Here is a 26,470-nt window from a genome sequence, read left to right on the forward strand (position 1 = left end):
TGGGGGTGTCTTTTTTCTTGCAGCCTGCTTCTTGCCGGGACAGGCTATTCCTTCACCGCCCCCGTCATGCCCGAGACGTAGTACTCCACGAAAAAGGAGTACACCACCGCCACCGGCAGCGAGCCCAGGAGGGCGCCGGCCATCAGTGCGCCCCAGTGGTAGACGTCGCCGTCGACCAGTTCGGTGACGATGCCCACCGGCACCGTCTTCACTTCCGAGGAGGAGATGAAGGTCAGCGCGTAGATGAACTCGTTCCACGACAGTGTGAAGGCGAAGATGCCCGCCGAGATCAGGCCTGGCACTGCCAGCGGCAGGATGATCTTGACCAGGATTTCCCAGCGCGTGGCGCCGTCGATCAGCGCGCACTCCTCCAGCTCGTACGGGATCGAGCGGAAGTAACCCATCAGCAGCCAGGTGCAGAACGGAATCAGGAAGGTCGGGTAGGTCAGGATCAGCGCCCAGCGGGTGTCGAACAGGCCCAGCTTGAACACGATCGCCGCCAGCGGGATGAACAGGATCGAAGGCGGGATCAGGTAGGCCAGGAAGATGCCCAGGCCGACCTGCTTGGAGCCCTGGAACCGCAGGCGTTCGATCGCATAGGCGGCAAACACGCTGGCCGCCAGCGAGGCGAAGGTCGAGACCACCGACACGATCACGGTGTTCAACAGCCAGGCCGGGTACTGGGTTTCAAAGAGCAATTTCTTGAAGTGCGCCAGCGTCGGCGCGATCACCCAGAACGGGTTGCCGCTTTGCGAGAGCAGCTCGGCATCCGGTTTGAACGCGGTGATCACCATCCAGTAGAACGGGAACAGCAGCACGAACAGGAAGATGAGCAGCGGCAGGTAAATGGTGACCCAGCGACGCGGGGTGGACTGCAGAAAATCCATGCCCTGGGTTTCCATCTGGTCGTCTTTTTTCTTGGCCATTATTTGTCACCTCCTTGTTGCCAGCCGCGACGTTGCAGGCCGAAGTACGAGAACATGATCGCTGCCAGCAGGAAGGGAATCATGTAGGTTGCCAGCGCCGCGCCTTCGCCCAGTGCGCCGCCGGGAATGGCGCGCTGGAACGACAGCGTGGCCATCAGGTGGGTGGCGTTCAATGGACCGCCGCGGGTCAGCACGTAGATCAGCTGGAAGTCGGTGAAGGTGAACAGCACCGAGAAGGTCATCACCACCGCGATGATCGGGGTCAGGAGCGGCAGCGTAACGTGGCGGAACTGCTGCCACGGCGTGGCGCCGTCGATGGCCGCCGCTTCATACAGCGAAGGCGAGATGGTCTGCAGGCCGGCCAGCAGCGAGATCGCCACGAACGGAATGCCGCGCCAGACGTTGGCGAACACGGTCGACCAGCGCGCGTTCCACGGGTCGCCGAGGAAGTCGATGTAGTGGTCGATCAGTCCCATCTTGGTCAATGCCCAGCTGATGACGGAGAACTGCGCGTCATACAGCCACCAGAAGGCCAGCGCGGACAGCGCGGTGGGAACGATCCAGGGCAGCAGGACGATGGCGCGGAAGAAGGTCTTCAGCGGCACGTTCTTGTTCAACAGGATCGCCAGCCACAGGCCCAGCGCGAACTTCAGGATGCTGGCGCTGACGGTGTAGAAGATGGTGTTGAACAGCGACAGCTGCGCCAGCGAGTCGCCAAACAGATAGGTGTAGTTGTCCAGGCCGATGAAGCTGCCTTCGCCGCCGATCTTGGTGTCGGTGAAGCCCAGCCACACGCCCAGCCCCAGCGGGTAGGTCAGGAACACCACCAGCAGGATCACGGCCGGGGCCATGAACAGCATGCCCAGTACGTTACGGTTATTCAGGAAACGGGATAGCATGATTCGCCTCGGTTGAGTCGCCCCACGACGAGCGTGCGGCGGATGCTGTTTTCTCTTGGTGCATGCGATGGCGCGCAGACCGGAGCCGGCAGGCCCTGACAACCTGCCCATTCGTCCGTCGATGTGACGGAGGCTCCTCGCCATCTCCGGCGTGCGCCGCGACTGTTGCTGCCGGTGTCGCCGCACACGCCGGATGCCTTGCTTTCAGACCTGCATCAAGCCTTGTAGAAGCGCTTGGCGCGATCGGCCGCGCGGTCGATCGCCTGCTGCACGGTCTTGGAGCCGCTGGCCGCTTCGGCCACCATGTCCACCACCACATAGTCGGCCATGCACGCCGCCGAGGCCTGGCCCAGCGGACCTTCGTGGCCATGGTCCAGCATGATCGCAGCGGAGTCGCGGTAGACGGTGGCCTTCGGGTCTTCGGTCCAGATCGGGTTCTTCTCGTAGGCCTTCAGCGGCTGGCTGACGTAGCCGATCGAGGCCTTCATCCATGGGTTGTACTGATCCGGCTCGAACATGAACTGCACGAAGGCCTTGGCCGCGTTGGGGAACTTGGTGTGCTTGAACACCATCATCTGGGTGATCTGCATCAGCTCGGTCGGCTTGCCGGCGGGGCCGATCGGGAAGTGCGCGTGCTGGGTGTCCTTGCCGATCTCCTGCAGCTTCGGATCGGTGGAGTTCTTGGCCGCGTAGTACACCGAGATGCCGTTGGCGGTCATGCTGATCTGGCCGTCCAGGTAAGCCTTGTTGTTGGACGGATCCTGCCACGACAGGGTGCCGGGCACGAAGGTGGCGTAGAGCTGCTTGGCGTATTCCAGCGCGGCCTTGGTTTCGGGCGAGTTGATCGCCACGTGGCCGTTTTTGTCCACCAGCTTGCCGCCGTGCGACCACAACAGCCAGTGCGCCCAGTTGTTGGCGTCGCCCACCGCCTTGCCCAGCGCGAAGCCGACCGGGGTGTTCTTGGCCTTCAGCGCCTGGCACAGCTTCAGGAAGCCGGCGGTGTCCTTGGGGATGGCGTCGAAGCCGGCGGCCTTGATCTGGCTTTCACGATAGACCAGGGCGTTGCCGATCACGCCCAGCGGCAGGGCGATCCACTTGCCGTCCTTGGTGCCGTACTTGCGGCAGACGTCGTACCAGCCGCCGTAGCGCTTGCCCAGCGAGTCGGCCAGGTCGGTCATGTCGACCAACTTGGTGGGATACTGCTGCGGGTCGTCGAACCAGCCCAGCACGATGTCCGGGCCGCTGCCGACGTTGGCCGCCACGGCCGACTTCGGACGCACGTCTTCCCAGCCTTCGCTGTCGGTGCGCACGGCCACGCCGGTCAGCTCGGTGAATTTCTTGACGTTGGCGTTCCACAGGTCTTCGTCGCCCTGCACGAAGCGCTTCCAGCGCAGCACGCGCAGGGTGGCGCCGGATTCGATCGGGTACTTGATGCTGTCGGCGCCGGCTGCGCCCGGGCCGGCGGCGAAGGCGTTCATGCCCACGCTGGATGCAGCGGCGGCTGCGGCACTGCTCACCAGGAAGTCGCGTCTTGTCAGCTTGCTCATGTCTCCTACTCCTTCAGTGTGTTGAAAGTGGAATGGACCGCTGAGAGTCGCCGGCAAACCGCCGCTGGCCGCGTTGCGCCGCCTCGTCGTACTTTCGTACTGCCTTCGTTGGCGCCCTTGCAGGGCGCGCCCGCGCTGTTATGCGCGGACTGCTGCGCGGGCGGATCGTGTCCGATCCGAATTCCCCGCTCGCCCTTGCCAGCGACGCTTTGCCGGCGACTCTTTTACGGATTTTTCTTGTTGCTGCTGATGCTACTGGGTGCTTCTTCTGCTTATCTGTACGGTGTGACTCAGCGACGCGCCAGCGTCTTGCCGGACTCGGCGTCGAACAGGTGCGTGCGCGTGTGATCTGGCACCAGGTGGATGGTGTCGCCGGCGCCGAAGCCGTGACGTTCACGGAAGATCGAGGTCAGGCTGGACTCGCCGAAGCGGCTGAACACTTCGGTGTCGGCGCCGGTCGGCTCGACCACCACCACCTTGGTGGCGATGCCTTCGCCGGCTGCGCCGATGGAGAGGTGTTCGGGACGCACGCCGTAGGTCACCTTCTGGCCGTCGTTGCCGTCCAGGTTGGCGCCGTAGGGGGCGGGCAGTCGGGTGCCGTCGGCGAATTCGACTTCGGCGCGCTCACCCGAGCGGCGCAGGGTGGCGGGGATGAAGTTCATCGCCGGCGAGCCGATGAAGCCGGCCACGAACAGGTTGGCCGGATGGTCGTACAGATCCAGAGGACGGCCGCGCTGCTCGACCAGACCGTCGCGCATGACGACGATCTGGTCGGCCATGGTCATCGCCTCGATCTGGTCGTGGGTGACGTAGATGGAGGTAGTCTTCAGGCGCTGGTGCAGTTCCTTGATCTCGGTGCGCATCTGCACGCGCAGCTTGGCGTCGAGGTTGGACAGCGGTTCGTCGAACAGGAACACCTGCGGGTCGCGCACGATGGCGCGGCCCATCGCCACGCGCTGGCGCTGGCCGCCGGAGAGCTGGCGCGGATAGCGTTCCAGCAGCTGGTTCAGGCCCAGGATGTCGGCCGCCTTCTTGACGCGCTCCTCGACGAAGGATTTGTCCTTCTTGGCCAGCGTCAGCGAGAAGGCCATGTTGTCGCGCACCGTCATGTGCGGATACAGGGCGTAGTTCTGGAACACCATGGCGATGTCGCGATCCTTGGGCTGGACGTTGTTGACCACCGTGCCGCCGATCAGGATCTCGCCGCCGCTGATCTCTTCCAGGCCTGCGAGCATGCGCAGGAGGGTCGACTTGCCGCAGCCGGACGGGCCCACCAGGACGGTGAATTCGCCGTCGGCGATATCGATGTCGACACCGCGGATGATCTGGGTGCTGCCGAATTGTTTTTTGACTGCGCGAATCTGTACTGATGCCATGCAATTGCTCCTCGTGTGTATCCTCGTTTGATGCCGACGGAACCGGTTCCATGCGCGGGTATGCATGCGCGCGGACTGACGCCGAAAGCTCTTTCTTTTAATTCATGATGGATGCCGGCCTTGTGATCCGTATGGGGCGGCAAGCGGGGATCGGGCGTCCCCTTTACACATGCACCGCCGGCCATGCCGGCGATGTTGCTGCGTTGGCGTTCCCTGTCGTCTGTCTTGTCGACGGGGAATTATTTCTTGTTGTCTTTCTTGCCTTCGACGACCACGTAGGATGGTCGGCCGCTGCGGTCCCAGTCGATCAGGTTCTGGGCTGCCTTGCGGCGCAGTTCACGCGCCGCGACGTCGGAGTAGAACGCTGCGTGCGGCGACAATAGCACACGCTTGTGCTGCACGATAGCGGCGGCCGTTTCCGGCGGCTCCACCGGCAGCACGTCTAGGCCGGCACCCTTCAACTGGCCGCCGTCCAGCGCCGCCAGCAGGTCGTCGATCTTGATCAGGCCGCCGCGCGCCGAGTTGACCAGGTAGCTTTGCGGCTTGAGCAGCTTCAACAGCGAGCTGTCGATCATGTTGCGGGTTTCGTCGTTGAGTGGCGTGTGCAGCGACACCACGTCGGCCTGCTTGAACAGCTCTTCGCGGCCGACGCGCTCGACGTAAGCGGGGAAGTCGCCATCGATGATGTGCGGGTCATAGGCGATCACACGCTTGAACACGTTGCGGCTGATGTGCGCCATGCGCTTGCCGATGCGTCCCAGGCCGACGATGCCCAGCGTCATCTCCGAGGCGCGCGGAATGATGCCGGCGGTGGTGTAGTGCCATTCGCCGGCCTTGACCGCGCGGTCGTAGACGGTGATGTTGCGGATCAGGTCGAGCGCCATTGCCAGCGCGTGCGTGGCGACTTCGCCCACGCCGTAGTCGGGCGAGTTGCCGACCCACACGCCATACTTGGCGGCGTCCTCGGTGTTGATGGTGTCAAAGCCGGCGCCGTAGCGGCTGGCGATGCGGATTTCAGGGCGCGCCGCGAATACCTTGGCGTTGACCGGCGCATATTGCACCAGCAGGCCCTGGCATCCTTCAGATGCGGCAATCACGTCTTCCTCGGTGCGGCATTGCGCCGTCACCACCTCGACGCCGGCGGCCTTGTAGAGCGCGAGCTCGAGGTCGACGTCGGGGAAATCGTAATCGGTGATCAGTACTTTCATTGCTCGTCTCCATGATGGTTGTCTCAATTCCACCTGATGCAATTACTTCTGACGCCTGCGTTCGTTTGATCTGTTTTTACGATCCGCAAGCACCAGCACTACTGATACTGCTTCCTTACCGCTGCGCTGGCCTGTGGCTCTGTGTGCAGTGGTCGGGATGATTTTCTATTTCTGTTTCTGGTGGCCTTGATTCAACCTTGTTCAACATTCCAAAAGGGTTTGATGTCCCGGGCGCCAGGTGGCGATTCTGGCGTCGGCTGCCTTGGCGCCCGGGGTGCTGCAATTACTGCAATTGTTGCAACTGCTGATGTGCTGCGTGTCGGTGCTTAGTGGTTGTCCTTGGGCACGTAGGGGCCGCTCTTGCCGACCAGGAAGTCGAGGTCGGCGCCGAGGTTGGCCTGCTGCACGTGATCCACGTAGAGCTTGACCCAGCCGCGGTTGGCCGGCGCCTCAGGCTTTTGCCAGGCGGCGCGGCGGCGTTCCAGTTCCTCGTCGCTGACGTCCAGGTGCAGCTTGCGGGCCTCCACGTCGAGCTCGATGAAGTCGCCGTTCTGCACCAGCGCCAGCGGACCGCCGGCGGCCGCTTCCGGCGACACGTGCAGCACCACGGTGCCGTAGGCAGTGCCGCTCATGCGGGCGTCGGACACGCGCACCATGTCGGTGATGCCCTTGCGCAGGATCTTCGGCGGCAACGGCATGTTGCCGGCTTCGGCCATACCCGGGTAACCCTTGGGGCCGCAGTTCTTCAGCACCAGCACGCAGGTTTCGTCCACGTCCAGGTTCTCGTCGTCGATACGCTTGTGCAGGTCGTCGCTGTTCTCGAACACCACGGCGCGGCCGCGGTGCTTCAACAGTTCCGGGGTGGCGGCCGAGGGCTTGATGACGGCGCCGTCCGGGGCCAGGTTGCCCTTCAGGATGGCGATGCCGGCGGCTTCCTTGAACGGCTTGTCGAAGGAGCGGATCACTTCCTCGTTCCAGTTCGGCGCGTCCTTGCAGTTGTCCCACAGCGTGTTGCCGTTGGCGGTCAGCGCGGTCTTGTCGATCACGCTTTCCATCTGGCGGATCACGGCCGGCAGGCCGCCTGCGTAGTAGAAGTCTTCCATCAGGAATTTGCCCGACGGCTGCAGATCCAGCAGGCAGGGCAGCTTCTGGCCGATGTCGTCCCAATCCTTCAGGTTCAGGTTGATGCCGATGCGCCCGGCGATGGCCAGCAGGTGGATCACCGCGTTGGTGGAGCCGCCGATGGCGGCGTTGACGCGGATGGCGTTTTCAAACGCCTGGCGGGTCAGGATCTTGGACAGCACCAAGTCTTCCTTGACCATGTCGACGATGCGACGACCGGCGTTGCGCGCCAGCACGTTGCGGCGCGCGTCCACCGCGGGAATCGCGGCGTTGTGCGGCAGGCCCACGCCCAGCGCTTCCACCATGCTGGCCATGGTGGAGGCGGTGCCCATGGTCATGCAGTGGCCGTGCGAACGGTGCATGCAGCTTTCGGCTTCGAAGAATTCTTCCTGCGTCATCTTGCCGGCGCGCACGTCTTCCGACATCTGCCACACGCCGGTGCCCGAACCCAGTTCACGGCCGCGGTACTTGCCCGACAACATGGGGCCGCCGGACACGCCGATGGTCGGCACGTCGACCGAGGCCGCGCCCATCAGCAGGGCAGGGGTGGTCTTGTCGCAACCCATCAGCAGCACCACGCCGTCCAGCGGGTTGGCGCGGATCGACTCTTCCACGTCCATCGACGCCAGGTTGCGGTACAGCATGGCGGTCGGGCGCAGCAGGGTCTCGCCCAGCGACATCACCGGGAACTCCAGCGGGAAGCCGCCGGCTTCCCAGATGCCGATCTTGACCTGTTCGGCCAAGGCGCGGAAGTGCGAGTTGCAGGGGGTGAGTTCGGAATAGGTGTTGCAGATGCCGATCACCGGACGGCCGTCGAATTGGTCGTGCGGGATGCCGCGGTTCTTGACCCAGGAGCGGTAGATGAAGCCGTCGCGGTCCTGGCGGCCGAACCAGGCCTGGCTGCGGCGGGTGAGTTTCTTTGTATCGTCAGTCATGTGGGATTCCCTCGATGACGGGCGCGCCGCTGTCGGCGCCGCCCGTGCCAATCAATGTGCCGGGCGCGACGGGCGCGTCCGGTGTTTTTCTGTTCCTTACTGCGTGGCGCGCATCGCAGCACGCGCGCGTGGGGCGGCAGAGTTAACTGTCGCCCTGGTCAAAGAAATAGCGGGAAAAGTCGATCAGCAGGAAGGCCAGCAGCGAACCGAAGGAGGAGGCGCGGTGCAGCGCGCGGCGTGCACGCGTGGTCGAGGGCAGGGCGGCCACGGCGGCATGGGTCCAGCTGCCGTGTGACCTGCCGTGCGCGCTCATGACTGCATATGCCGCGTGTGCCAAAGGTTGTCTCCGTTGCCTGATGCCGCTGGCGTCTTGCGACGCGCGACTGGGTCATGTGCCGTCCGTTCTGCCGGGGCTGCGCTCGTCTCCGGGACGTTGGCGCGGCCGCGTTGCGCGACGTGACTTGTTCGATTGGCAGCGAGTCTATTGCAGCATTCTCCGTTTGGTCAAGTGGTAATACCAAATTGGATTTGCAGTTTTCGAAGGGATGCGAGGCTCGCATTTCCGGCTGTGGCCGTGCAGCATCATGCGCGGCATGTCGTGGCCGGGGAAGCCAGGCCCGGCAAGGCTTTGCGGCCGGGTGAAAATGTTGCGGCGCGTGATGGATGAATTATTTTGATGCGCAGTATTCATCCTTGACACTGCCAGTCGGATATGAAATTCTAGCCTGCGCTGGTCTGACCACATTACCTCTGTGGCGCGATTCATCGTACAGCAAAGCGCCACGCCGGGAAATGCACAAACGACAAGTCCGACAGGGCTGCACAAAAGACCGCTAGGCATAGTTACCTGCGCATAACAAAGACGGTATTCAACATCCCCATGCAGGTCAAGCATGCGGAAACGGAAAGTCCTACGCCAAACCGTTTCTGCTCTCAGACACCGGAGGAGACATGAATTTCACACGCAGAACCCTGTTCAAGACCTTTGCGGCTGCGGCCGTCGCCTGTACCGCGCTGGCCGCTCCCGCAGCGTTCGCCGCCTGGCCCGAGCGGCCGGTGACGCTGGTGGTGCCTTGGGGCGCCGGCGGCGGCACCGACGCCACCGCGCGCATCATCGGCGCCTTGCTGGAGAAGGATATCGGCCAGCCGGTCAACGTCGTCAACCGCACCGGCGGCAATGGCGCGGTCGGGCACCAGGCCATCGCCAGCGGCGCGCCTGACGGCTACACCATCGGCATCGCCACGGTGGAAATCGCCATGATGCACCACCAGGGCCTGACCAAGCTGACCCCGCGCGACTTCACGCCACTGGCGCTGATGAACTTCGACCCGGCCGCGTTGACCGTCAGCCACGACTCCCCGTACAAGAGCTTCGATGACCTGCTCAAGGCAATCAAGGCCAACCCCGGCAAGCTGAAGGCTTCCGGCACCGGGCAGGGCGGCATCTGGCACCTGGGCCTGGCAGGCATGCTGAACGACCTGAAGCTGGCGCCCAATGCCGTGCGCTTCGTGCCGTCCAACGGCGCGGCGCCGGCTATGGTGGACCTGGCCGCGGGCGGCGTGGACATCGTGGCGGCGTCGCTGCCTGAAGCGCGCTCGCTGATTGACGCCGGCAAGGCTACACCGCTGGTGGTGATGGCCAACGAGCCGGCGGCGCTGTATCCCAAGGTGCCGACCTTGAAGAGTCTCACCGGCAGCAGCTGGACCAACGGCGCCTGGCGCGGCATCGTCGCGCCCAAGGGCATTCCGGCCGACGTGCAGGCCAAGCTGTCGGCCAGCCTGAAAAAGATTTACGACAGCAAGGAGTACAAAGACTTCATGAGCGGCCGCGGCTTCGGCACGATGTATGCCGACTCCGCCGAGTTCGGCAAATTCATGGACAAGAGCGATGCCGATATGGGGGCGATCCTGAAGACCCTGGGCATGTCCCGCTAAGGCGCCAGGCGCATGACGCCGGTCGGCCGGTGCGGCCGGCGTCTTCCCGTGCAGCTCAGGTTCACGACAAGAATTTCGCCAAACTCCTTTGGATGACGCCCACATGAAAATCAATGACGCTCTCTCCGGCGCGTTGGTCGCGCTGTTCGCGATCGCGATCTGGATTGCCTCCGATCGCTTGCCCGCCATGGGGCAGGACATCGGGCCCAACGTATTTCCGCAGGCGCTGGCCTGCGGCTTCATGATCTGCGCTGTACTGCTGGTGGTGCGCGGTCTGCGCGGCTTGCGCAAGACCTCCGCCGCGCATGCCTCGACCATCGCCGCCGTCGGCGACAACGAGCAGGACGCGCACTGGTTCACCGTTCCGCAATGGATGGGCGACCGCCATGCCGTATTTGCGTTCCTGCTGATCCCGGCGTCGCTGCTGTTCTATATCTGGGTGTCGGAGCCGCTGGGCTTTCTGCCCACTGCCTTCATCTTGCTGCTGGTGCTGTTTCTGACCTTCCGCACGCGGATGATGACGGCCGTGCCGGTGGCGCTGCTGAGCGCACTGGGCATCCACTACATCTTCTACAAGCTGCTCAAGGTGCCGCTACCCTGGGGCGTTCTCAACTCTGTGGCCTGGTAAGGAGACGAGCATGCTTGCCAATATTTATGCCGCGTTCGGGATGGTGTTCGATCCCTATGTGCTGGCGGTGATCCTCGGTTCGTCCGTGTTCGGGCTGTTCATGGGCGCGGTGCCTGGCCTGTCGGCCACCATGGCGGTGGCGCTGCTGGTGCCGGTGACCTTCTTCATGCCGCCTGTTCCGGCGATTGCCGCCATGGTGTCGGCCACCGCGATGGCGATTTTTTCGGGCGACATTCCCGGCTGTCTGCTGCGTATCCCCGGCACCCCGTCGTCGGCGGCCTACACCGACGAGGCCTACTCCATGACCTTGAAAGGTCAGGGCGAGATCGCACTGGGCGCGAGCCTGGTGTTCTCGGTCATCGGCGGCCTGTTCGGCACCGTGGTGCTGATCCTGGCAGCGCCGGCGCTCGCTGAGCTGGCGTTGAAGTTTTCCTCGTTCGAATACTTCTGGCTGGTGCTGCTGGGCCTGACCTGCGCCATCTTCATTGCGTCGGACAATCCGCTCAAAGGCTTCGTCTCGCTGTTCCTCGGCATGTTCATCGCCTCGGTGGGCATGGGCAACCCGGCCGGCGCGCCGCGCTTCACGTTCGATCAGCCGGATCTGCTCGGCGGCGTGTCGCTGGTGCCGCTGATGGTGGGCATGTTCGCGATGTCGGAGGTGCTGCGCTTCGCGGTGTCCAGGGATTTCTCGATGAAGGTGGGGGACAGCAAGGTCGGCAACGTCTTCAAGGGCATGTGGGGCCTGATGGTGAAGTATCCCAAGTCGGTCTTGCGCGGCAGCGTGCTGGGCACGCTGGTGGGGGCCTTGCCGGGCGCCGGCGCCGACATCGCGGCCTGGATGTCGTACGCGATGAGCAAGAAGATGTCCAAGGAGCCGGAGAAGTTCGGCACCGGCCACCCGGAAGGCATCGTCGAATCCGGCGCGGCCAACAACTCGGCGCTGGCCGGGGCGTGGATTCCTGCACTGGTATTTGGCATCCCGGGCGACTCGATCACCGCCATCGTGATCGGCGTGCTGTACATGAAGAACCTCAACCCGGGCCCGATGATCTTCGTGGAGAATCCGGTGTCGATGTATGCCATCTTCATCGTCTTCATCCTGGCCAACCTGCTGATGCTGCCGCTGGGCTTCCTGTGCATCAAGATGGCCAAGCGCATCCTGACCATCCCGCGCGGCATCCTGATGCCGCTGATCCTGCTGTTTTGCATCGTCGGTTCGTATGCGACCAACAACAGCGTGACCGACGTGGGCATCATGCTGGTGTTCGGCATGCTGGCCTATTTCATGGAAGAGAACGGCTTCCCGGTCGCGCCGGCGGTGCTGGGCGTGGTGCTGGGCGGCATGCTGGAGGAACATTTCGTGACCTCGATGATCAAGGCCGATGGTCAGTTCATCGCCTTCTTCGAACGCCCCATTGCCGGCTCGCTGGGCGTACTGACGATCCTGCTCTGGCTGCTGCCGTTCGCGCTGAAGATGCTTCGTCGTCGCCGCGCAATGGCGCCTGCATAGCGCTTCATTTTTCAGATCAAGTCAATCCGCAACGAAAGGAAGGTTGTATCAATGGCTTCACCCGAACGTTTTTCCGCCGATGAACTGCGCCGCTTCGCCTCCGACCTGCTGCAAAAGGCCGGGCTGGAGACGGACAAGGCGGCCAGCGTGGCCGACACCCTGGTCGACGGCGACCTGCTGGGTCACGACACCCACGGCCTGGCGCTGCTGGCGCCGTATGTGAAGGAGTTGGAGAAGGGCGCGATGACAAAGAGCGGCCAGCCGGAAGTGCTGTCCGAACGCGCCGCCGCGCTGGCCTGGGACGGTCGCCGCTTGCCCGGCCCGTGGCTGGTGCACCAGGGTATCGATGCGCTCATTCCCAAGGCGCGCGACTACGGCAGCGCCTCGCTGACGATCCACCACAGCCATCACATCGCCTGCCTGGCCGCCTATCTGCTGCGCGCCACGCAAGAGGGCTTCATGATGATCCTGGCCAGCTCGGATCCGGCGGTGCAAAGCGTGGCGCCGTTCGGCGGCACGCGCGCGGTTTTTACGCCCAATCCGATCGCGGCCGGCATCCCGACCTCGGGCACGCCGTTCCTGATCGACATCTCGGCCTCGGTCACCACCAATGGCATGAGCAACCGTCTGCACAAGGCCGGCCGCCAGTTCGAGGAAGAATGGCTGATCGACGGTCACGGCAATCCCTCGCGCGACCCGGCCGTGCTGGCGCAGGATCCGCCGGGCACCATCCTGCCGTTGGGCGGTTTGTCGGCCGGGCACAAGGGCTTTGGCCTGGCGGTGCTGATCGAGGCGCTGACCGGCGGCCTGTCCGGCTTCGGCCGCGCCGATCCGCCGGCGGGCTGGGGCGCGACCGTGTTCATGTCGCTGTACGACCCGTCGGCCTTCGGCGGCAAGGACGACTTCCTGCGCCAGATGGATCACATCGCCGCCTCCTGCCGCGACAACCCGCCGCGTCCCGGCGTGGAGCAGGTGCGCATGCCGGGTGACCGCGGCATGCAGCGCCGCGCGCAGCAGTTGAAGGACGGCGTGGCCCTGCACCCGACCATCGCGCCGATGCTGCGCGAGGCGGCGGCGGGCTACGGCCTGGCCTTCCCGGCCGCAGTGGGCTGATGCAGCAAGCGGGTCGGGCGGATGGAGACCCGCCCGACCCGTGAGATACAATCCGGCGCTACAAAAACGAAGCGACCTGCACCCGCCCGCGGCGGCGCCAGGCCTAAGATTTGATCGGATCATCCATGCCCATAGAAGCGATAGAGCCGCAGCGGTTGTACCGGCAGATCGGCGACCAGCTGCGCAAGTTGATCGTCGACGGCGAGTTCCCCGTCGGCTCGCGCCTGCCGTCCGAGCGCGATTTGTCCGTGCAATTGGGGGTCTCGCGCCCTTCGTTGCGCGAGGCGCTGATCGCGCTGGAGGTGGAGGGCTACATCGAGGTGCGCATGGGCTCGGGCATCTATGTCTGCCCGCCGGCGCCGCGCGAAGGACAGATCGATTTGTCCAGCGAGGAAGGGCCGTTGGAGCTGATCCGCGCCCGCGAGATGATCGAAGGCGAGGTCGCCGACGCTGCCGCGCGGAACGCCACCGAGGCCCAGATCGAAGCCATCGAGGACGCCTTCCGGCTGATGATCGCGCACACCGATGCCGGCATCAATCCGCTGGAGGCCGATCGCCTGTTTCACATCCGCGTGGCCGAGGCCACCGGCAACAGCGTGCTGGTGGGGCTGGTGACGCAATTGTTCGACGCCCGCCTCGGGCCGCTGTTCAAGCGGCTGCACAGCCACTTCGACAGCAAGGTAGTGTGGTACGAGGCGGTCGACGAGCATGCGCTGGTGATCCAGGCGCTGCGCGAGCGCAGCCCGGACAAGGCGCGCGCGGCGATGCGCCGGCATATGGATATTTCCTTCAAGCGCTACAGCGCCAACCTGACGCTCAAGTACGGCACCCGTGAAAAGCGCGAGGCGGCCGAAGCCGGCGACGCCAAGGTCGCGGGCGCCGCTCCCAAGCGCAAGCGCGCGCCGGCCGTCAAGGCCGCCGCGGTGGTCAAGAAGCCGGTCGCCAAGCCGCGCGGGCGCGCCGCACGCAAGCCTGCCTGATCTGCTATCCGGATTTAGTTGAAGTAGCTGCGCGCCATTTCGAAGCGCTTGGCGAAGTAGGGATTGTCCATGCGCGTGATGTGCACCTTCCCGTTGGTGGACGGCGCATGCACGAAGCGGCCGTCGCCGAGGTAGATCCCCACATGCGAGAACGGCTTGTTCATGGTGTTGAAGAACACCAGGTCACCCGCGCGCAACTGGCCCGGATCGATCTGGCGGCCCTGGCGGGCGATGTCGGCGGCGCTGCCGCTGACCTTGTAGTTGGCGGCCTGGCCGAAGATGTAGGAAACCATGCCGCTGCAATCGAGCCCGGCCGAGGGATTCTTGCCGCCGAAGCGGTAGCCGGTGTCGATCAGCGACAGGGCGTAGATCGCGACTTCATTGCCGGCATCGGTGGCCGGCAATGCCGGCGCCTGCGATTGCGGAGCGCCGGGCAGGCGCTCGATCTGCGGCGAGGTCGGCGCGGTGCTGCAGGCGGCCAGCGCCAGCGCCGCCGTCAGGGCGGCCAAGGCGCCGGCGCGACGCGTCGCCAGGAAGGGCAGGGAGGACGGCGGGGCCGTCCGGCTGGTCTCGATCTGAAGGCGACGCGCGGCTGTCATCGATTACTTCTCGATCTTGGCCAGCACTTCTTCCAGCATGGTGAACATCTGGTCGATTTCTTCCTTGCTGACGTTGAGCGAGGGCATGAAGCGCAGCAGGTTGGGGCGCGGGGCGTTCAGCAGCAGGCCGACCGGCTCCAGGTTGCGCGCCGCTTCGACGATCTGCGGGCCGATGTCGCGACCCAGCTGCAGCGCGCGCAGCAGGCCTTCGCCGCGTTCGCCTTCGAAGCCGTACTTCTCGGAGATTTCCAGCGAGCGCTGGCGCAGGTAGGCGCCGCGTTCGCGCACGGTTTCCATGAAGCCGGGCTTGATCATTTCCTTCAGCACCGCAGCGCCCACGGCCGTCATCAGCGGATTGCCGTTGTAGGTGCCGCCTTGCTCGCCGGCTTCGAAGCAGGCGATGTCTTCGCGTGCCAGCAGGGCTGCCAGCGGCACGCCGCCGCCGATGCCCTTGCCCAGGGTCATGATGTCAGGTTCGATGCCCGACAGCTGGTAACCGAACAGCTCGCCGGTACGGCCCATGCCGGTCTGCACTTCGTCCACGATCAGCAGCAGGTTGGCCTGCTTGGTCAGGCGACGCAGGCCTTGCATGAATTCGCGGGTGGCAGGAATGACGCCGCCTTCGCCCTGCACCGGCTCCAGCATGACGGCCACGGTGTGCTTGCTGATCAGCGCTTCGACGCTGGCCAGGTCGTTGAGCGTGGCCTTCAGGAAACCCGGCACCTGCGGTGCGAACATGGTGTCCCAGCCGTCCTTGCCGCTGGCCGACATGGTGGCGATGGTGCGGCCGTGGAAGCTGTGCTTGAAGGTGATGATCTCGAAGCGCGCGTCGCCGTTGGTGGCCGGATTCTTCTTGCCCCACTTGCGCGCCAGCTTGATGGCGCCTTCGTTGGCTTCGGCGCCGCTGTTGGCGAAGAACACGCGGTCGAACGCGGAGTTCTCGGTCAGCAGGTTGGCCAGCTCGATGGAGGGCGCGTTGAAGAAGGCCGGCGACGGGTTGATCAGCTTCTTGCCTTGCGCCACCAGGGCGTCGGCGATGCACTGCGGCGCGTGGCCCAGCGCGTTGACCGCCCAGCCCTGCAGGTAGTCGAGATAGCGCTTGCCCTTATGGTCGGTCAGCCACATGCCTTCGCCTTCGGTGAAGACCAGGTCGGGGCGGTTGGTGACGTACATCAGCTTGTTGCTGTCGAACTCTTTGTATTCCATCGAAAGGCTCCTGCAAGGAATGGTTGATTGGATTGGTGCGGGCAGACCGGCCATCGAATCGCTGGCAGAATGCCGCCGGCGGCGTTGCGTCATCTCGCCGTACCTTGGTACTGTCTGCGGTAACGCGCCTTGCCGGAGGCATGCTGCTAGCGATTCTTGAAGAACGGTGAAAAGCGCACGGCAACCCGAAATGGCGGATAAAAAAAAGCCACAGGGTTTGCCTGTGGCTTCGCGATTCGTTTCACTTCACGCGCACAGATGCAAACCTTCCAGAGGTTGGCTGCGACGTCGTAAAAAAGTGGCGTTGGCGATCATGCGGTCAATATTAGGACGTTTTGCGCATAGCGTCAAAAAGAATTGCCCACAATTTTGCCTCATTTTCCCCAACGTTGCATTCGCGCCGCCGCCTTGCCCGGCAAGGGTTTGGCGCGATCATCGCAAAACCGGATGACGGCGGCGTGACAAACGCCGCCGCGGGGTCGTTAGTTTGCCGCCGGCGCATCCTTGGCCAGGTCGGCCTCGGAGGTGAAGGAGTCGGCGTAGAACTCGTCTTCCGGCAGCTTGCACTGGGCGACGAATTCGCGCTGGGCCGACTCCACCACGATGGGCGCACCGCAGGCATAGACCTGATGGCCGGAGAGGTCGGGGAAATCTTCCATCACCGCGCGGTGGACGAAGCCGGTGCGGCCGCTCCAGTTGTCCTCGGCGGTGGCGTCGGAGACCACCGGCACGTAGGTGAAGGCCGGCAGGGTGCGCGCCCACTCTTCGCACAGCGCGTTCATGTACAGGTCCTGCGGGCGGCGGCCGCCCCAGTACAGCGTGACCGGACGTTTGGAGCCGGCGTGTTCCAGCTGTTCGACGATCGCCTTGATGGGCGCAAAGCCGGTGCCGGAGGCCAGCAGCACGATGGGCTTGTCCGACTCTTCGCGCAGGAAGAAGGTGCCCAGCGGGCCTTCGACCCGCAGGATGTCGCGCTCCTTCAGGGTGGTGAACACCTGGTCGGTGAACAGGCCGCCCGCCAGATGGCGGATGTGCAGGCTCATCGGCTCGTCCTTGTGCGGGGCGATGGCCATGCTGTAGGCGCGGCGCTTGCCGTCGCGCAGCATGAATTCGAGATACTGGCCGGCCTTGTACTGCAGGCGCTCATTGGCCGGCAGCTGCAGCGACAGGATCATGACGTCGTCGGCTGCCTTTTGCAGGCCGGCCACGCGCACCGGCATCTTGCGGATCGGGAATTCGCCCACGCCGGCCACTTCGCGCGCCTCGATGGTCACGTCCGATTGCGGCTTGGCGCAGCAGAACAGGGAGAAGCCCAGCTTCTCGTCCTGGGCCGACAAGGCGCGTTCCTGGTGCGGGCCGTGTTCGACCTCGCCCGACACCAGCTTGCCTTTGCAGGAGCTGCAGGCGCCGTTCTTGCAGCCGTAGGGCAGGCCGACGCCTGCGCGGATGGCCGCGGTGAGGATGGTTTCGCCTTCATCGCAGGTGAACTGGCGACCGCTTGGCTGGACTGTGACTTGGAAACTCATACAATTCTGCTTCTGGACTGAAAAGGATTGAACACCGTGAAAAAACTGGGCTTGCCGCGGGTACTGATACTGGGTTGCGGCGATGTCGGCCTGCGCCTCCTGCCGTTGCTGTTGCCGCGCTATCGCGTGCTGGCCGTCACCAGCAACCCCGAGCGCTGCGCCGAACTGCGCGCCGCCGGGGCTGTTCCCATCGTGGCCGACCTCGACCGGCCCCATACATTGGGACGCCTGGCGCGGCTGGCGCCGACCGTCGTGCATCTGGCGCCGCCGCAGCCGGAGGGCAAAAAAGACCGCCGTACCCGCAATTTGGCCGCCATTTTACCCGACGCGGTGCGCCTGGTTTATATCAGCACCACCGGCGTGTACGGCGATTGCGGCGGCGCGCGCTTCGACGAGACCCGGCCGGTGCGGCCGCAGAATGCCCGCGCGGTGCGCCGGGTGGATGCCGAAGGCGTGCTGCGCGCCTGGGCGCGGCGCAGCGGCTCGCGCCTGTCGATCCTGCGCGTGCCGGGCATCTACGCCGCCGGGCGCCTACCCGCCGAGCGCCTGAAGAAGGGCACGCCGGCGCTGGTTGCGGCCGACGACGTCTATACCAACCACATCCATGCCGACGACCTGGCGCGCGCGGCCGCAGCGGCAATCCTGCGCGGCGCGCCCAATCGCATCTACCACGCGGTGGACGACACCGAGCTGAAGATGGCCGACTACTTCGACGCCGCGGCCGACGCGCTGGGCCTGGCCCGGCCGCCGCGCCTGCCGCGCGCCGAGCTGGAGCAGGCGGTCTCGCCGGCGCTGCTGTCGTTCATGTCGGAGTCGCGGCGGCTGGACAATCGCCGTCTCAAGCAGGAGCTCGGGCTGCGGTTGCGCTATCCGGACGTGCAGGCCTTGCTGGCGGAACTGAATGGATGACGTCCGGAGGTTGCATAGGGGAATCTTTGGTCTTTATGCAATTCGGTGCAGTTCTATATGCGAATTTCGAATAAGCATAAGAATTTAAAGTAGTTGTCTTGCCTCGCCGGCAACAGTACAGTGCCAAGCTAAAATTATTGGGGGATTTCAGCCCGCGATGCAGACCAGACGGCACCACGCCGCAACCGCATCCGCCCCGGCTCCGGCCGTCGCCAGCCTTCCCCGTTTCCACCATCCGAATCCACAACGAGCGGTCGCCTTAACCGGCGGCTGCCGGACGACATGAAGCTATCTTTCAACAACGTCGCCAAGCACTTCGGCGACCTGCACGTGATCGAAGAATTCACCCGCGAGATCGACTCGGGTGAGCTGGTCGCGCTGGTCGGTCCCTCGGGCTGCGGCAAGTCGACCCTGCTGCACATGGCCGCCGGCCTGGAAAAGGCCAGCTCCGGCTCGGTCACCGGCAACGGCCAGCAGATCCGCGGCCCGCATCCGGAACGCACGCTGATGTTCCAGGAAAACGCTCTCTACCCGTGGCTGACGTTGGAGCAGAACGTGGCGCTGGCGCTGGAATTCCAGAAGGTCGACAAGAAGAAGGCGGCCCAGGAGGCGCGCGTTTGGCTGGAGAACGTCAAGCTCAAGGGCTTCGAGCATTACTATCCGCACCAGGTCTCGGGCGGCATGCGCCAGCGCGCGGCGCTGGCGCGCGCCTTCATCTCCCAGCCCAAGGCCTTGCTGCTGGACGAGCCCTTCGGCGCGCTCGATGCGCTGACCCGCATGACGCTGCAGGACGCGCTGCGCGACCTGATCCGCCAGCAGGGCCCGACGGTATTGCTGGTCACCCATGATGTCGACGAGGCGCTGTTCCTGGCCGACCGCGTCTTCGTGTTCAGCCCGCGCCCGGCCAAGGTGTTGAAGGAATTCAATCTCGTGCACCACGAGAAGACGCATGACCTGTCCGAATTCGCGGCCATCCGCCGCGAGATCCTCTGCCTGTTGGGCATCCATGCCGAGCAGGATGAATTTTCAAAAACATTAGAAGGGGTTGGAGTATGAAGCTCGCACGCATCCTGGTTCCGGCATTGGCCGCACTGGCTTTCGCAAACAATGCGATGGCGCTGGAAAAATTCAAGATCGGCTACCTGCGCGTGATGGATGACGCCCAGGCCATGGCCGCCTATGAAGCCGGCCTCTACAAGAAGTACGGCCTGGAGGTGGAACTGATCGAGTTCAAATCCGGCACCGACCTGGTCAAGGCCATCGTGGGCGGCCAGCTCGACAGCGGCGTGTTCGGTTTCTCCAACGCCGTGGCGTGGGCCTCCAAGGGCGCCGACCTGAAGGTGGTGGGCGGTGCGCAGCTGGGCTACCACGCGCTGGTGGCGCGCGAAGACTCGGGCATCAACAAGGTGGCCGACCTCAAGGGCAAGACCCTGGCCTCGCAGGCCGAAGGCAGCACCGCCGACACCGTCTTGAAGGGCGTGGTTCTGAAAGACGCCGGCGTCAAGCCCGACGACGTGAACGTGATGGGCGTGTCGCCGCAGGTGGCGGTGCAGTCGCTGGTGGGCAAGCGCGTCGACGCCGCCTTCCTGTTCGAGCCGCAGGCGCGCATCGCGCAACTGATCGCGCCGGTCAAGCAGATCTATGAAATCGGCGAAGTCTGGCCTTTCCCTTGCATGGTGGTGATCACCTCGGGCGACACCCTGAAGAAGAAGCGCGACGCCGTCTGGAAGTCCCTGGACGCGCAGCGTGACGCGATCACCCTGCTGCAGAAGAAGCCCGCCGACGCCTCCAAGCTGATCGCCGGCTACTTCATCGCCGAGCCGACCCTGAAGACCCTGAAACACGGCGAAGTGCTGCGTGAAGACGTGATCCGCGACGCCATCAAGAGCCAGACCTTCACCCCGAAGATCAGCAAGAAGGATCAGGATCGCATGCAGGAAATCTCCAACATCCTGCAAGAGCAGGGTGCATTGAAGACGCGCGACGGCAAGCCGTTCGATGTGAATTCGATTACGGATCTGTCCTGGCAGCAGGCGCGCAAGCTCTAAGATCCCCAGCGGCGATGGCAGCATCGCCGCCGGTCTCCCGTTTAGATTTCCCCGGCCGGAGGTTTCCGGCCATCGTCATTTTCAAGCATCACACGTTATGAGCTCTCAGCGTCGCGTTACCGGTTACCGTAAGAAGCTCGCCATGGTTCTGGCGATCGCATTCATCCTGTTGATGTGGCAGATCGCGGCGTGGTCGCTGCCGTCGTTCCTGATGCCGGGTGTGCCGTCGGTGGTGGCGCGGCTGGTGGAGGAGGTGCAGTCCAACAACTTCCGCCTGGCGCTGTTCGGCAGCCTGTATCGCCTGGGCCTGGGGTATGGCTCGGCGCTGCTGTTCGGCATCGGCTTCGGCCTGATTGGCGCGGTGCTGTTTTTCTTCCGTGAGGTGCTGAAGTCGGCCATCGTGATCCTGCAGTCGATTCCCTCGATCGCGTGGGTGCCGCTGTTCCTGATCCTGATGGGTTTCGGCAATCTGCCGATGATCGTGGTGGTGGCGATCGCCGCGTTCTTCCCGGCCGCCTTGTCGGTGATGAACGCCACCGAGAGCGTGCAGCAGGTGCATGTGTCGGCCGCCCGTGTAATGGGCGCGTCGCGCCTGGGCATGCTGCGTCGGGTGTACTTGCCGGCAGTGATGCCGGAGCTGATCACCGGCGCCCAGCTGGCCTTCGGCAACGCCTGGCGCGCGTTGATCTCGGCCGAGATGCTGGTCGGCTTCGGCAAGGGCCTGGGCCGCACGCTGGCCTATTCGGGTGAGACCGCCGACATGATAGGCGTGATGGCCAACATCCTGACCATCGCCATCCTGGCCGCGCTGATCGACCAGGTGATCCTGGAAAACCTGAAGCATCGCCTGCTGCGTTACCAGTACGTCTGAGGGCCCGGGAGCCAGCCATGACCGCGCGTGCGTTTCTGTTGCCCCAGCTGATGCTGATCTGCGCGTTCGCAACTGCATCGCAGGCCGGCGTGATCGACGCCGCGCGGCAGAGCGGCATGGTGCGCGTGGGGCTGGACTACGTGCCGCCGCCCTTCAAGGGCGGCATGAAATTCCGCACCCCCGAAAGCCCCGACAGCGTGCTGGCCGACGACCTCGCCTCACAGCTCAAACTCAAGGCCGACTACCAGAAGAATTCCCCCGATGGCGCGCTGCAGGCGCTGAAGAACGCGCGTCCCGATCTGGCCATCACGCTGGCGCCGGCAGGGGAGGCCGCGGCGGCCGATACCACCGTCATTCCCACCGGCTACAGCGCCGGCGGCATGGCCATCATGCGCACCGACACCACGATCAAAAAGTGGGACGACCTGAAAGGGCGCAGCGTATGCGTGTCGCAAGGTTCGCCTTACGTCGGCACGTTGGCTGCGCGCTATGGCGCCGTCGAGAAGGTGATGCGCGCGCCGGCGGATTCATTGCTGGCGGTGCGCATCGGCGAATGCGACGCCGCCGTGCACGACGACGCCATGATGAAGGAGCTCCTGAAGCTGCCGGAGTGGAAGAAGTTTTCCGCACAGCTGGCGCCCACGAGTCGCCAGAACCTGGTGCTGAAAGTGCGCGGCGCCGATGCCGCCGACCTGCCTGCGCTCAGGCAGATCGCCGCGCGCTGGAACGATGCGTTCTGGAGCGGCGTGAAAAAGAAATGGGTGAACAACGTGGCCTTCGAGGTCTACCTTGACCAGAACGTGCCGGACTGCCACTGATTGCTGCCGATCATCATTGACTGTCACTGAACGCTGATCCGCGGCGTCTCGCCAGCGTCTCTTTTTTGCTCCATTAATTGCTGCGCCGACATCGTTTGGCGACGGCGTCTTGCCTGCCGGATAACAGGCAGCGCGCAATCTGAGGTTTTTTTGCTGCCTAATGAATTTCCCGAGTGGCACAACGCGGCAATAGGCGTAACATCACGTTTGCAGCATTGCAGAGTACCTGGACACAAACCGAATATCCGCAGGAGCCCATCATGCCCGTCGATCTCGCCGCAGCCGTCAGCGCCGTTATTCCCAACCCTAACGGCAACACCACCTCCACCGGCAAGGCCACCGATCCTGATCAGGTGCGCCGCACCGACGAGGCGCGCATGGCCCAGCAAGCCGAACAACGTCGTCTGGAAGAAATCCAGGCCGACGAGAAGCGCGCCGAAACCGCACGCGAAGACCGCAACCGTCGCGAACAGATCTCGCGCAACGCGACCGGTGAAATCATCGGCACCACGGTCAACTCGCTGGCCTGACAGCCGCATCTTCGCAAGCACATACGGGCCGGCAACCGGCCCTGAACGCCGTCCAGCGGGTCGCTGGGCGGCGTTTTCATTTGGGGCTCGGATAGGCGGAGTGCGTCTTGAAGTCAGTGACCGGGAAACGAAGCAAGGCGGCAAAGACAGCCTTGTCCCAAGGAATCGGCTGGCAGGGCGTTAAGGCGAATAAAAGGGTTAAATGCGCTCTTTTTGTTATCAAAAAGAAAAGTAATGCGGCGTAGCATGGTTTCGCTGTGATGGCCCTGGCGTCCGGGGACTATCTTGTTGCGGGAGGCGCCGGGTCCCATCGGCGAGCCTCATGATTGCGCGGTATTCATGCCTGGTCTGGTTTCGGGGGGAGCATGCATTCAGTACGACTAAAGATCGCGTCGGCCTTCTGTATTTGCCTGCTCATCACCATCGTTGTGGGCCTTGCGGGGGGCATGGGCATGTCACGCATAGCGGCGGACCTGCGCGGCATCTATGGCAACAACACGGTGCCCATCATCCAGATGTTGACGATGCAGGCAATGGAGTCCGACATCCGGCGGCAGCTGCGCCGGATGCAGGTTGAGCGTGACGTCGACAGGAGCCGCCAGCTCGCCGCCGAGCTGCAGCGCACGCGACAGGAGATGGACCGCAACTGGAACGCTTACTATCCCGGCGGCGGCATCAGCAGCGACACGGAACGCCAGATTGCCGAGCGGATTGCGGTGATCTATCCGCAATACCAGGCCGTCGTCGATCGCGCGGTGGCGGCCCTGCAGGCAGGCGATTTCGATGCGGCCAAGCCCGTGGTGGATGCCGCCGTACCCATCGCAGAAGGCTTGCACAAGCAGATCCGCCTGGATGTCGAGGACAATTTCAAGCAGGCTCAGGATGCCATGGAGGAGGGCGAGCGTGACTATCAACGCATGCTCTACGGTATGTCATTCGCCTGCCTGTCGGGCTTGCTGTTCATCGTCATGGTCAATCTCTACCTCTTCAGGGTAGTGTCCCGCCCGCTCAATGAGGCCGTTCATCATATGCAACGCATCGCTACCGGCGCGTTGGGCGGCCGCATTGCGATTCGCTCGCGGGATGAGTTTTCCCATCTGCTCACAGCCCTCGGCCGCATGAGCGAGCAGTTGAGCGGCATCGTTGGCCGGATCCAGGTTTCCAGCGATAACGTTGCCAGTTCGTCGGAGCAAATCAGGGGCAGCAACGCGGATCTCGCTGAGCGCACACGCCAGCAGACGGCATCCATAGAGCAGGCTCGCTCCAGCCTCTCGGGGCTGCTCAAGGCCGTCGACGACAACGTGGGCAGCGCGCGTGAAGCGACCATGCTGGCCGCCGATGCGGCCGGCATGGCTCGCAGCAGCAACGAGGCGGTCAGCCGCATGATGATGACGATGAATGACATACGCGGCAGTTCGAGCAAAATCGCCGACATCACCACCCTCATTGAATCGATCGCATTCCAGACCAACATCCTGGCGCTCAATGCTGCCGTGGAAGCGGCGCGGGCGGGCGAGCAGGGGCGTGGATTTGCGGTGGTGGCCAGTGAGGTCCGCAACCTGGCGCAGCGGGCATCGGCGGCGGCCAAGGAGATCAAGGAGCTCATAGAGACGTCCGTCTCCACGATCCAGCATGGCGTCGGGCAGGCCCAGGAAGTAGGCAAGAGCGTGGCCGACATGCAGCAGACGATCCAGAAGGTCGCCGGCATCAATGCGGAAATAGTCGACGCGTCGGAGCAGCAGCAACGTGGCGTCAGTGCGATCAATGATGAGGTGACGCAAATCGAGCAGCTGGCCCGCAAGAATGTCGCCCTGGTGACTGATGTTGCCGAGGTTGCGCAGGCGTTGGCCGAGCGCGCGGCGGCGCAGCGCCAGGAAATGGCGGTGTTCACCTTGTCCTGACGCCGTTCGACGCAGGGGCATCCGCAGCGCGTTAAAAAAGCCCGCATGGCGTTCGCCGTGCGGGCTTTTTTGTTGGCGCTCCGGACGCGTTTTGTCAGCTAGTCCGAGCCGTTGAGCGAACCCAGCAGCCAGGTCTCGGCCATGTCGATCTGGTTGATCAGCATCAGGAAGGTCTCGTCGTTGATGCGCTGCTCGGCGCGCAGGTAGTGCACCTCCAGCCGCTCGGCGCGGATCGCTTCCAGTCGCAGTTCACGCTCGAATTGCTTGAAACGGTTGGCCGAGCGCTGGGTTTCCTCTGAATCGCTCTCGGCGTTCATGCGCATGCGGTAGGTCGCCAGGAGGCTGCCGCTGACTTCGGTCAGCAAAGCCAGGTCGGCCTCGTCCAGGTCCTCGCCCATACGCTCCTGCGCGGTCTCGATGCTGCGCACGGCGGCTTCGGACAGGCGCATGCGCGCGCTCATTTCTTCGGCGCGGCGGCGCTTGACCTCGGCGTCCAGCTGCAGGTCCTTCAGCATCCATGGCAGCAGGAAGCTGCCGAACAGCAGCGAGCATACGATCACGCCGGTGGCCAGGAAGATCAACAGGTCGCGCGCCGGGAAGGGGGTGTGTTCCTTCAGCAGCAGCGGGATCGACATCACGCCGGCCAGGGTGATCGCGCCGCGCACGCCGGAGAGCGCGGTGATGCTGATCAGGCGCAGGTCGAACTTGCGGTTGCGTCCGCTCTGGCCGCGCAACGCCGAGGCGAAGCGGCGCATGCGCAGATTGATCCAGACCCACACGAAGCGCAGCACGATCAGCGCCACGGTGATGGCGAGGATGTAGACGAACAGATGCCACACCGGCACGTTGCCGGCCATCCGGGCATCGACGTGCGCCAGGCTGACGATGCCCGGCAATTGCAGGCCCAGCAGCAGGAAGGACATGCCGTTGAAGACGAACTCCAGCATGGTCATGATGCTGCGGCCCTGCATGCGGGTGGCGGCCGATTCGCCGCCGGCGGTTTCGATGTAGGGCATCAGCATGCCGGCCGCGACCGCGCCCAGGATGCCGGACAGGCCGAAGTGTTCGGCGAAGATGTAGGCGGTGAAGGGGATCAGCATCAGCAGCACCACCTGGATGCCGGGTTCGTCGCCGGCCCACTCGATGATCTTGCGGCGCACCAGCCCGAAGCCCCAGGCCACGATCAGGCCGACCGCGATGCCGCCCACCGAGATCAGCACGAAGGACAGGCTGGCATCGAGCAGCGAGAAGCTGCCGGTAATCACCGCCGCGATGGCGAACTTGAAGGCAACCAGGCCGGACGCGTCGTTCATCAGCGCCTCGCCTTCCAGCACATGCTGCATCGAAGCGGGCAGGCGGCCCTTGCCGATGATCGAGGACACGGCCACCGCATCGGTGGGCGAGAGCACGGCGGCCAGCGCGAAAGCCGAGGGCAGCGAGATGACCGGGATCATCCAGTGGATGAAATAACCCACCCCGACCACCGTGAACAGCACCAGGCCCAGCGCCAGGGCGAGGATGGGGCGCGCCAGGCGGAAAAACTCGCGCTTGGGCATGCGCCAGCCGTCGGTGAACAGCAGCGGCGGGATGAACAGCAGCAGGAACAGCTCAGGGTCAAAACTTATCTTCAGGCCGAACAGCGGCAGCGCCAGCACCGCGCCCAGCGCGATCTGGAACAGGGGAAGCGGCAGCTTGAAGGGCATCAGCCGCGCGACGACGCCGGAGACGGCAACGGCGAGCAGCAGGATCAGGACGGTAAAAACGATTTCCATTGTGGCGCGATGAGCTCTTTCTTGGTGTTCTTGTGAAGTACGGCGGCGTTCTGACCGGCGCGGGCGGGCTAAGTTGCAAGTATAGAAGACGCAGGGCCCCAGCAGATATTG

Annotated in this window: 23 protein-coding genes; 12 read left to right on the top strand and 11 right to left on the bottom strand. The window is 64.2% G+C overall.

From position 1 onward, the window contains the following. Window positions 1–44: 44 nt before the first annotated feature. The 7 genes from J8I26_RS14115 to J8I26_RS14145 form a co-directional block, all read right to left on the bottom strand. Window positions 45–926, bottom strand: coding sequence for a carbohydrate ABC transporter permease (locus tag J8I26_RS14115; protein ID WP_209607739.1), 882 nt, complete (start codon window positions 924–926; stop codon window positions 45–47). Next, window positions 926–1,825, bottom strand: coding sequence for a sugar ABC transporter permease (locus J8I26_RS14120; protein WP_209607740.1), 900 nt, complete (start codon window positions 1,823–1,825; stop codon window positions 926–928). The genes J8I26_RS14115 and J8I26_RS14120 overlap by 1 nt, the downstream gene beginning before the upstream one ends. A gap of 215 nt (window positions 1,826–2,040) precedes the next feature. Beyond that, complete coding sequence (locus tag J8I26_RS14125) at window positions 2,041–3,372, bottom strand: extracellular solute-binding protein (RefSeq protein ID WP_209607741.1); 1,332 nt, start codon at window positions 3,370–3,372, stop codon at window positions 2,041–2,043. Between the two features lie 290 nt (window positions 3,373–3,662). Continuing rightward, window positions 3,663–4,748 carry a sn-glycerol-3-phosphate ABC transporter ATP-binding protein UgpC gene (gene ugpC / locus J8I26_RS14130; RefSeq protein WP_209607742.1) on the bottom strand — a complete coding sequence of 362 codons (1,086 nt, stop codon included), beginning with the start codon at window positions 4,746–4,748 and terminating at the stop codon, window positions 3,663–3,665. A 239-nt stretch (window positions 4,749–4,987) separates the two neighbouring features. Then, on the bottom strand, window positions 4,988–5,956 hold the full coding sequence (locus J8I26_RS14135; RefSeq protein WP_209607743.1) for a C-terminal binding protein: 969 nt from the start codon (window positions 5,954–5,956) through the stop codon (window positions 4,988–4,990). Between the two features lie 326 nt (window positions 5,957–6,282). After that, complete coding sequence (locus tag J8I26_RS14140; protein WP_209607744.1) at window positions 6,283–8,013, bottom strand: IlvD/Edd family dehydratase; 1,731 nt, start codon at window positions 8,011–8,013, stop codon at window positions 6,283–6,285. Between the two features lie 142 nt (window positions 8,014–8,155). After that, window positions 8,156–8,326 (bottom strand): hypothetical protein, encoded by a 171-nt coding sequence (locus J8I26_RS14145; protein ID WP_209607745.1) that lies wholly within the window; start codon window positions 8,324–8,326, stop codon window positions 8,156–8,158. Between the two features lie 638 nt (window positions 8,327–8,964). Between J8I26_RS14145 and J8I26_RS14150 the strand changes: the two genes are divergently transcribed. The 5 genes from J8I26_RS14150 (at window position 8,965) to J8I26_RS14170 (ending at window position 14,179) form a co-directional block, all read left to right on the top strand. Further along, a complete protein-coding gene (locus tag J8I26_RS14150) occupies window positions 8,965–9,948 on the top strand; it encodes a tripartite tricarboxylate transporter substrate binding protein (protein ID WP_209607746.1) in 984 nt (327 codons plus the stop codon). A gap of 103 nt (window positions 9,949–10,051) precedes the next feature. Beyond that, a complete protein-coding gene (locus J8I26_RS14155; protein WP_209607747.1) occupies window positions 10,052–10,576 on the top strand; it encodes a tripartite tricarboxylate transporter TctB family protein in 525 nt (174 codons plus the stop codon). 10 nt (window positions 10,577–10,586) lie between these two features. Then, the gene (locus J8I26_RS14160; RefSeq protein ID WP_209607748.1) at window positions 10,587–12,086 is read left to right on the top strand and encodes a tripartite tricarboxylate transporter permease; all 1,500 of its coding nucleotides are present in this window, start codon (window positions 10,587–10,589) and stop codon (window positions 12,084–12,086) included. A gap of 51 nt (window positions 12,087–12,137) precedes the next feature. Continuing rightward, a complete protein-coding gene (locus tag J8I26_RS14165; RefSeq protein ID WP_209607749.1) occupies window positions 12,138–13,199 on the top strand; it encodes an Ldh family oxidoreductase in 1,062 nt (353 codons plus the stop codon). Window positions 13,200–13,324: 125 nt separating this feature from the next. Beyond that, entirely contained in the window at window positions 13,325–14,179 is an 855-nt protein-coding gene (locus tag J8I26_RS14170) for a FadR/GntR family transcriptional regulator (RefSeq protein WP_209607750.1), read from the top strand. A gap of 14 nt (window positions 14,180–14,193) precedes the next feature. On the opposite strand, the gene J8I26_RS14175 is transcribed toward J8I26_RS14170, so the two are convergent. From J8I26_RS14175 to J8I26_RS14185, 3 genes are all read right to left on the bottom strand, one after another. Next, the gene (locus J8I26_RS14175) at window positions 14,194–14,778 is read right to left on the bottom strand and encodes a C40 family peptidase (RefSeq protein WP_209607751.1); all 585 of its coding nucleotides are present in this window, start codon (window positions 14,776–14,778) and stop codon (window positions 14,194–14,196) included. A gap of 3 nt (window positions 14,779–14,781) precedes the next feature. Beyond that, a complete protein-coding gene (locus J8I26_RS14180; RefSeq protein WP_209607752.1) occupies window positions 14,782–15,984 on the bottom strand; it encodes an acetylornithine transaminase in 1,203 nt (400 codons plus the stop codon). A 482-nt stretch (window positions 15,985–16,466) separates the two neighbouring features. After that, window positions 16,467–17,510: a CDP-6-deoxy-delta-3,4-glucoseen reductase gene (locus tag J8I26_RS14185; RefSeq protein WP_209607753.1), complete on the bottom strand. Its 1,044-nt coding sequence runs from the start codon at window positions 17,508–17,510 to the stop codon at window positions 16,467–16,469. Window positions 17,511–17,546: 36 nt separating this feature from the next. Between J8I26_RS14185 and J8I26_RS14190 the strand changes: the two genes are divergently transcribed. The 7 genes from J8I26_RS14190 (at window position 17,547) to J8I26_RS14220 (ending at window position 24,587) form a co-directional block, all read left to right on the top strand. Beyond that, window positions 17,547–18,419: an NAD-dependent epimerase/dehydratase family protein gene (locus J8I26_RS14190; RefSeq protein WP_209607754.1), complete on the top strand. Its 873-nt coding sequence runs from the start codon at window positions 17,547–17,549 to the stop codon at window positions 18,417–18,419. Between the two features lie 282 nt (window positions 18,420–18,701). Further along, window positions 18,702–19,475, top strand: a complete 774-nt coding sequence (locus J8I26_RS14195) for an ABC transporter ATP-binding protein (RefSeq protein WP_209607755.1) — start codon at window positions 18,702–18,704, stop codon at window positions 19,473–19,475. Beyond that, the gene (locus J8I26_RS14200; RefSeq protein WP_209607756.1) at window positions 19,472–20,467 is read left to right on the top strand and encodes an ABC transporter substrate-binding protein; all 996 of its coding nucleotides are present in this window, start codon (window positions 19,472–19,474) and stop codon (window positions 20,465–20,467) included. The genes J8I26_RS14195 and J8I26_RS14200 overlap by 4 nt, the downstream gene beginning before the upstream one ends. Before the next feature lie 97 nt (window positions 20,468–20,564). Then, window positions 20,565–21,338, top strand: a complete 774-nt coding sequence (locus J8I26_RS14205) for an ABC transporter permease subunit (protein ID WP_209607757.1) — start codon at window positions 20,565–20,567, stop codon at window positions 21,336–21,338. A 17-nt stretch (window positions 21,339–21,355) separates the two neighbouring features. Beyond that, complete coding sequence (locus tag J8I26_RS14210) at window positions 21,356–22,156, top strand: transporter substrate-binding domain-containing protein (RefSeq protein ID WP_209607758.1); 801 nt, start codon at window positions 21,356–21,358, stop codon at window positions 22,154–22,156. Between the two features lie 260 nt (window positions 22,157–22,416). Further along, window positions 22,417–22,686, top strand: coding sequence for a hypothetical protein (locus J8I26_RS14215; protein WP_209607759.1), 270 nt, complete (start codon window positions 22,417–22,419; stop codon window positions 22,684–22,686). A gap of 365 nt (window positions 22,687–23,051) precedes the next feature. Continuing rightward, complete coding sequence (locus tag J8I26_RS14220) at window positions 23,052–24,587, top strand: methyl-accepting chemotaxis protein (RefSeq protein ID WP_209607760.1); 1,536 nt, start codon at window positions 23,052–23,054, stop codon at window positions 24,585–24,587. Window positions 24,588–24,685: 98 nt separating this feature from the next. Here J8I26_RS14220 and J8I26_RS14225 read toward each other — a convergent pair whose 3' ends face one another. Further along, window positions 24,686–26,359, bottom strand: a complete 1,674-nt coding sequence (locus tag J8I26_RS14225; protein WP_209607761.1) for a Na+/H+ antiporter — start codon at window positions 26,357–26,359, stop codon at window positions 24,686–24,688. Window positions 26,360–26,470: the final 111 nt, after the last annotated feature.

Source organism: Herbaspirillum sp. LeCh32-8, assembly GCF_017814915.1.
Lineage (GTDB): Bacteria > Pseudomonadota > Gammaproteobacteria > Burkholderiales > Burkholderiaceae_D > Herbaspirillum.

Bases quoted from the DNA above. Each gene is read 5' to 3' on its own strand.
- J8I26_RS14140 (WP_209607744.1), bottom strand. From the start codon at position 8,013: ATGACTGACGATACAAAGAAACTCACCCGCCGCAGCCAGGCCTGGTTC.
- J8I26_RS14145 (WP_209607745.1), bottom strand. From the start codon at position 8,326: ATGAGCGCGCACGGCAGGTCACACGGCAGCTGGACCCATGCCGCCGTG.
- J8I26_RS14210 (WP_209607758.1), top strand. From the start codon at position 21,356: ATGACCGCGCGTGCGTTTCTGTTGCCCCAGCTGATGCTGATCTGCGCG.
- ugpC (WP_209607742.1), bottom strand. From the start codon at position 4,748: ATGGCATCAGTACAGATTCGCGCAGTCAAAAAACAATTCGGCAGCACC.
- J8I26_RS14170 (WP_209607750.1), top strand. From the start codon at position 13,325: ATGCCCATAGAAGCGATAGAGCCGCAGCGGTTGTACCGGCAGATCGGC.
- J8I26_RS14215 (WP_209607759.1), top strand. From the start codon at position 22,417: ATGCCCGTCGATCTCGCCGCAGCCGTCAGCGCCGTTATTCCCAACCCT.
- J8I26_RS14150 (WP_209607746.1), top strand. From the start codon at position 8,965: ATGAATTTCACACGCAGAACCCTGTTCAAGACCTTTGCGGCTGCGGCC.
- J8I26_RS14165 (WP_209607749.1), top strand. From the start codon at position 12,138: ATGGCTTCACCCGAACGTTTTTCCGCCGATGAACTGCGCCGCTTCGCC.
- J8I26_RS14115 (WP_209607739.1), bottom strand. From the start codon at position 926: ATGGCCAAGAAAAAAGACGACCAGATGGAAACCCAGGGCATGGATTTT.
- J8I26_RS14225 (WP_209607761.1), bottom strand. From the start codon at position 26,359: ATGGAAATCGTTTTTACCGTCCTGATCCTGCTGCTCGCCGTTGCCGTC.
- J8I26_RS14160 (WP_209607748.1), top strand. From the start codon at position 10,587: ATGCTTGCCAATATTTATGCCGCGTTCGGGATGGTGTTCGATCCCTAT.
- J8I26_RS14185 (WP_209607753.1), bottom strand. From the start codon at position 17,510: ATGAGTTTCCAAGTCACAGTCCAGCCAAGCGGTCGCCAGTTCACCTGC.
- J8I26_RS14175 (WP_209607751.1), bottom strand. From the start codon at position 14,778: ATGACAGCCGCGCGTCGCCTTCAGATCGAGACCAGCCGGACGGCCCCG.
- J8I26_RS14205 (WP_209607757.1), top strand. From the start codon at position 20,565: ATGAGCTCTCAGCGTCGCGTTACCGGTTACCGTAAGAAGCTCGCCATG.
- J8I26_RS14220 (WP_209607760.1), top strand. From the start codon at position 23,052: ATGCATTCAGTACGACTAAAGATCGCGTCGGCCTTCTGTATTTGCCTG.
- J8I26_RS14200 (WP_209607756.1), top strand. From the start codon at position 19,472: ATGAAGCTCGCACGCATCCTGGTTCCGGCATTGGCCGCACTGGCTTTC.
- J8I26_RS14180 (WP_209607752.1), bottom strand. From the start codon at position 15,984: ATGGAATACAAAGAGTTCGACAGCAACAAGCTGATGTACGTCACCAAC.
- J8I26_RS14135 (WP_209607743.1), bottom strand. From the start codon at position 5,956: ATGAAAGTACTGATCACCGATTACGATTTCCCCGACGTCGACCTCGAG.
- J8I26_RS14195 (WP_209607755.1), top strand. From the start codon at position 18,702: ATGAAGCTATCTTTCAACAACGTCGCCAAGCACTTCGGCGACCTGCAC.
- J8I26_RS14155 (WP_209607747.1), top strand. From the start codon at position 10,052: ATGAAAATCAATGACGCTCTCTCCGGCGCGTTGGTCGCGCTGTTCGCG.
- J8I26_RS14125 (WP_209607741.1), bottom strand. From the start codon at position 3,372: ATGAGCAAGCTGACAAGACGCGACTTCCTGGTGAGCAGTGCCGCAGCC.
- J8I26_RS14120 (WP_209607740.1), bottom strand. From the start codon at position 1,825: ATGCTATCCCGTTTCCTGAATAACCGTAACGTACTGGGCATGCTGTTC.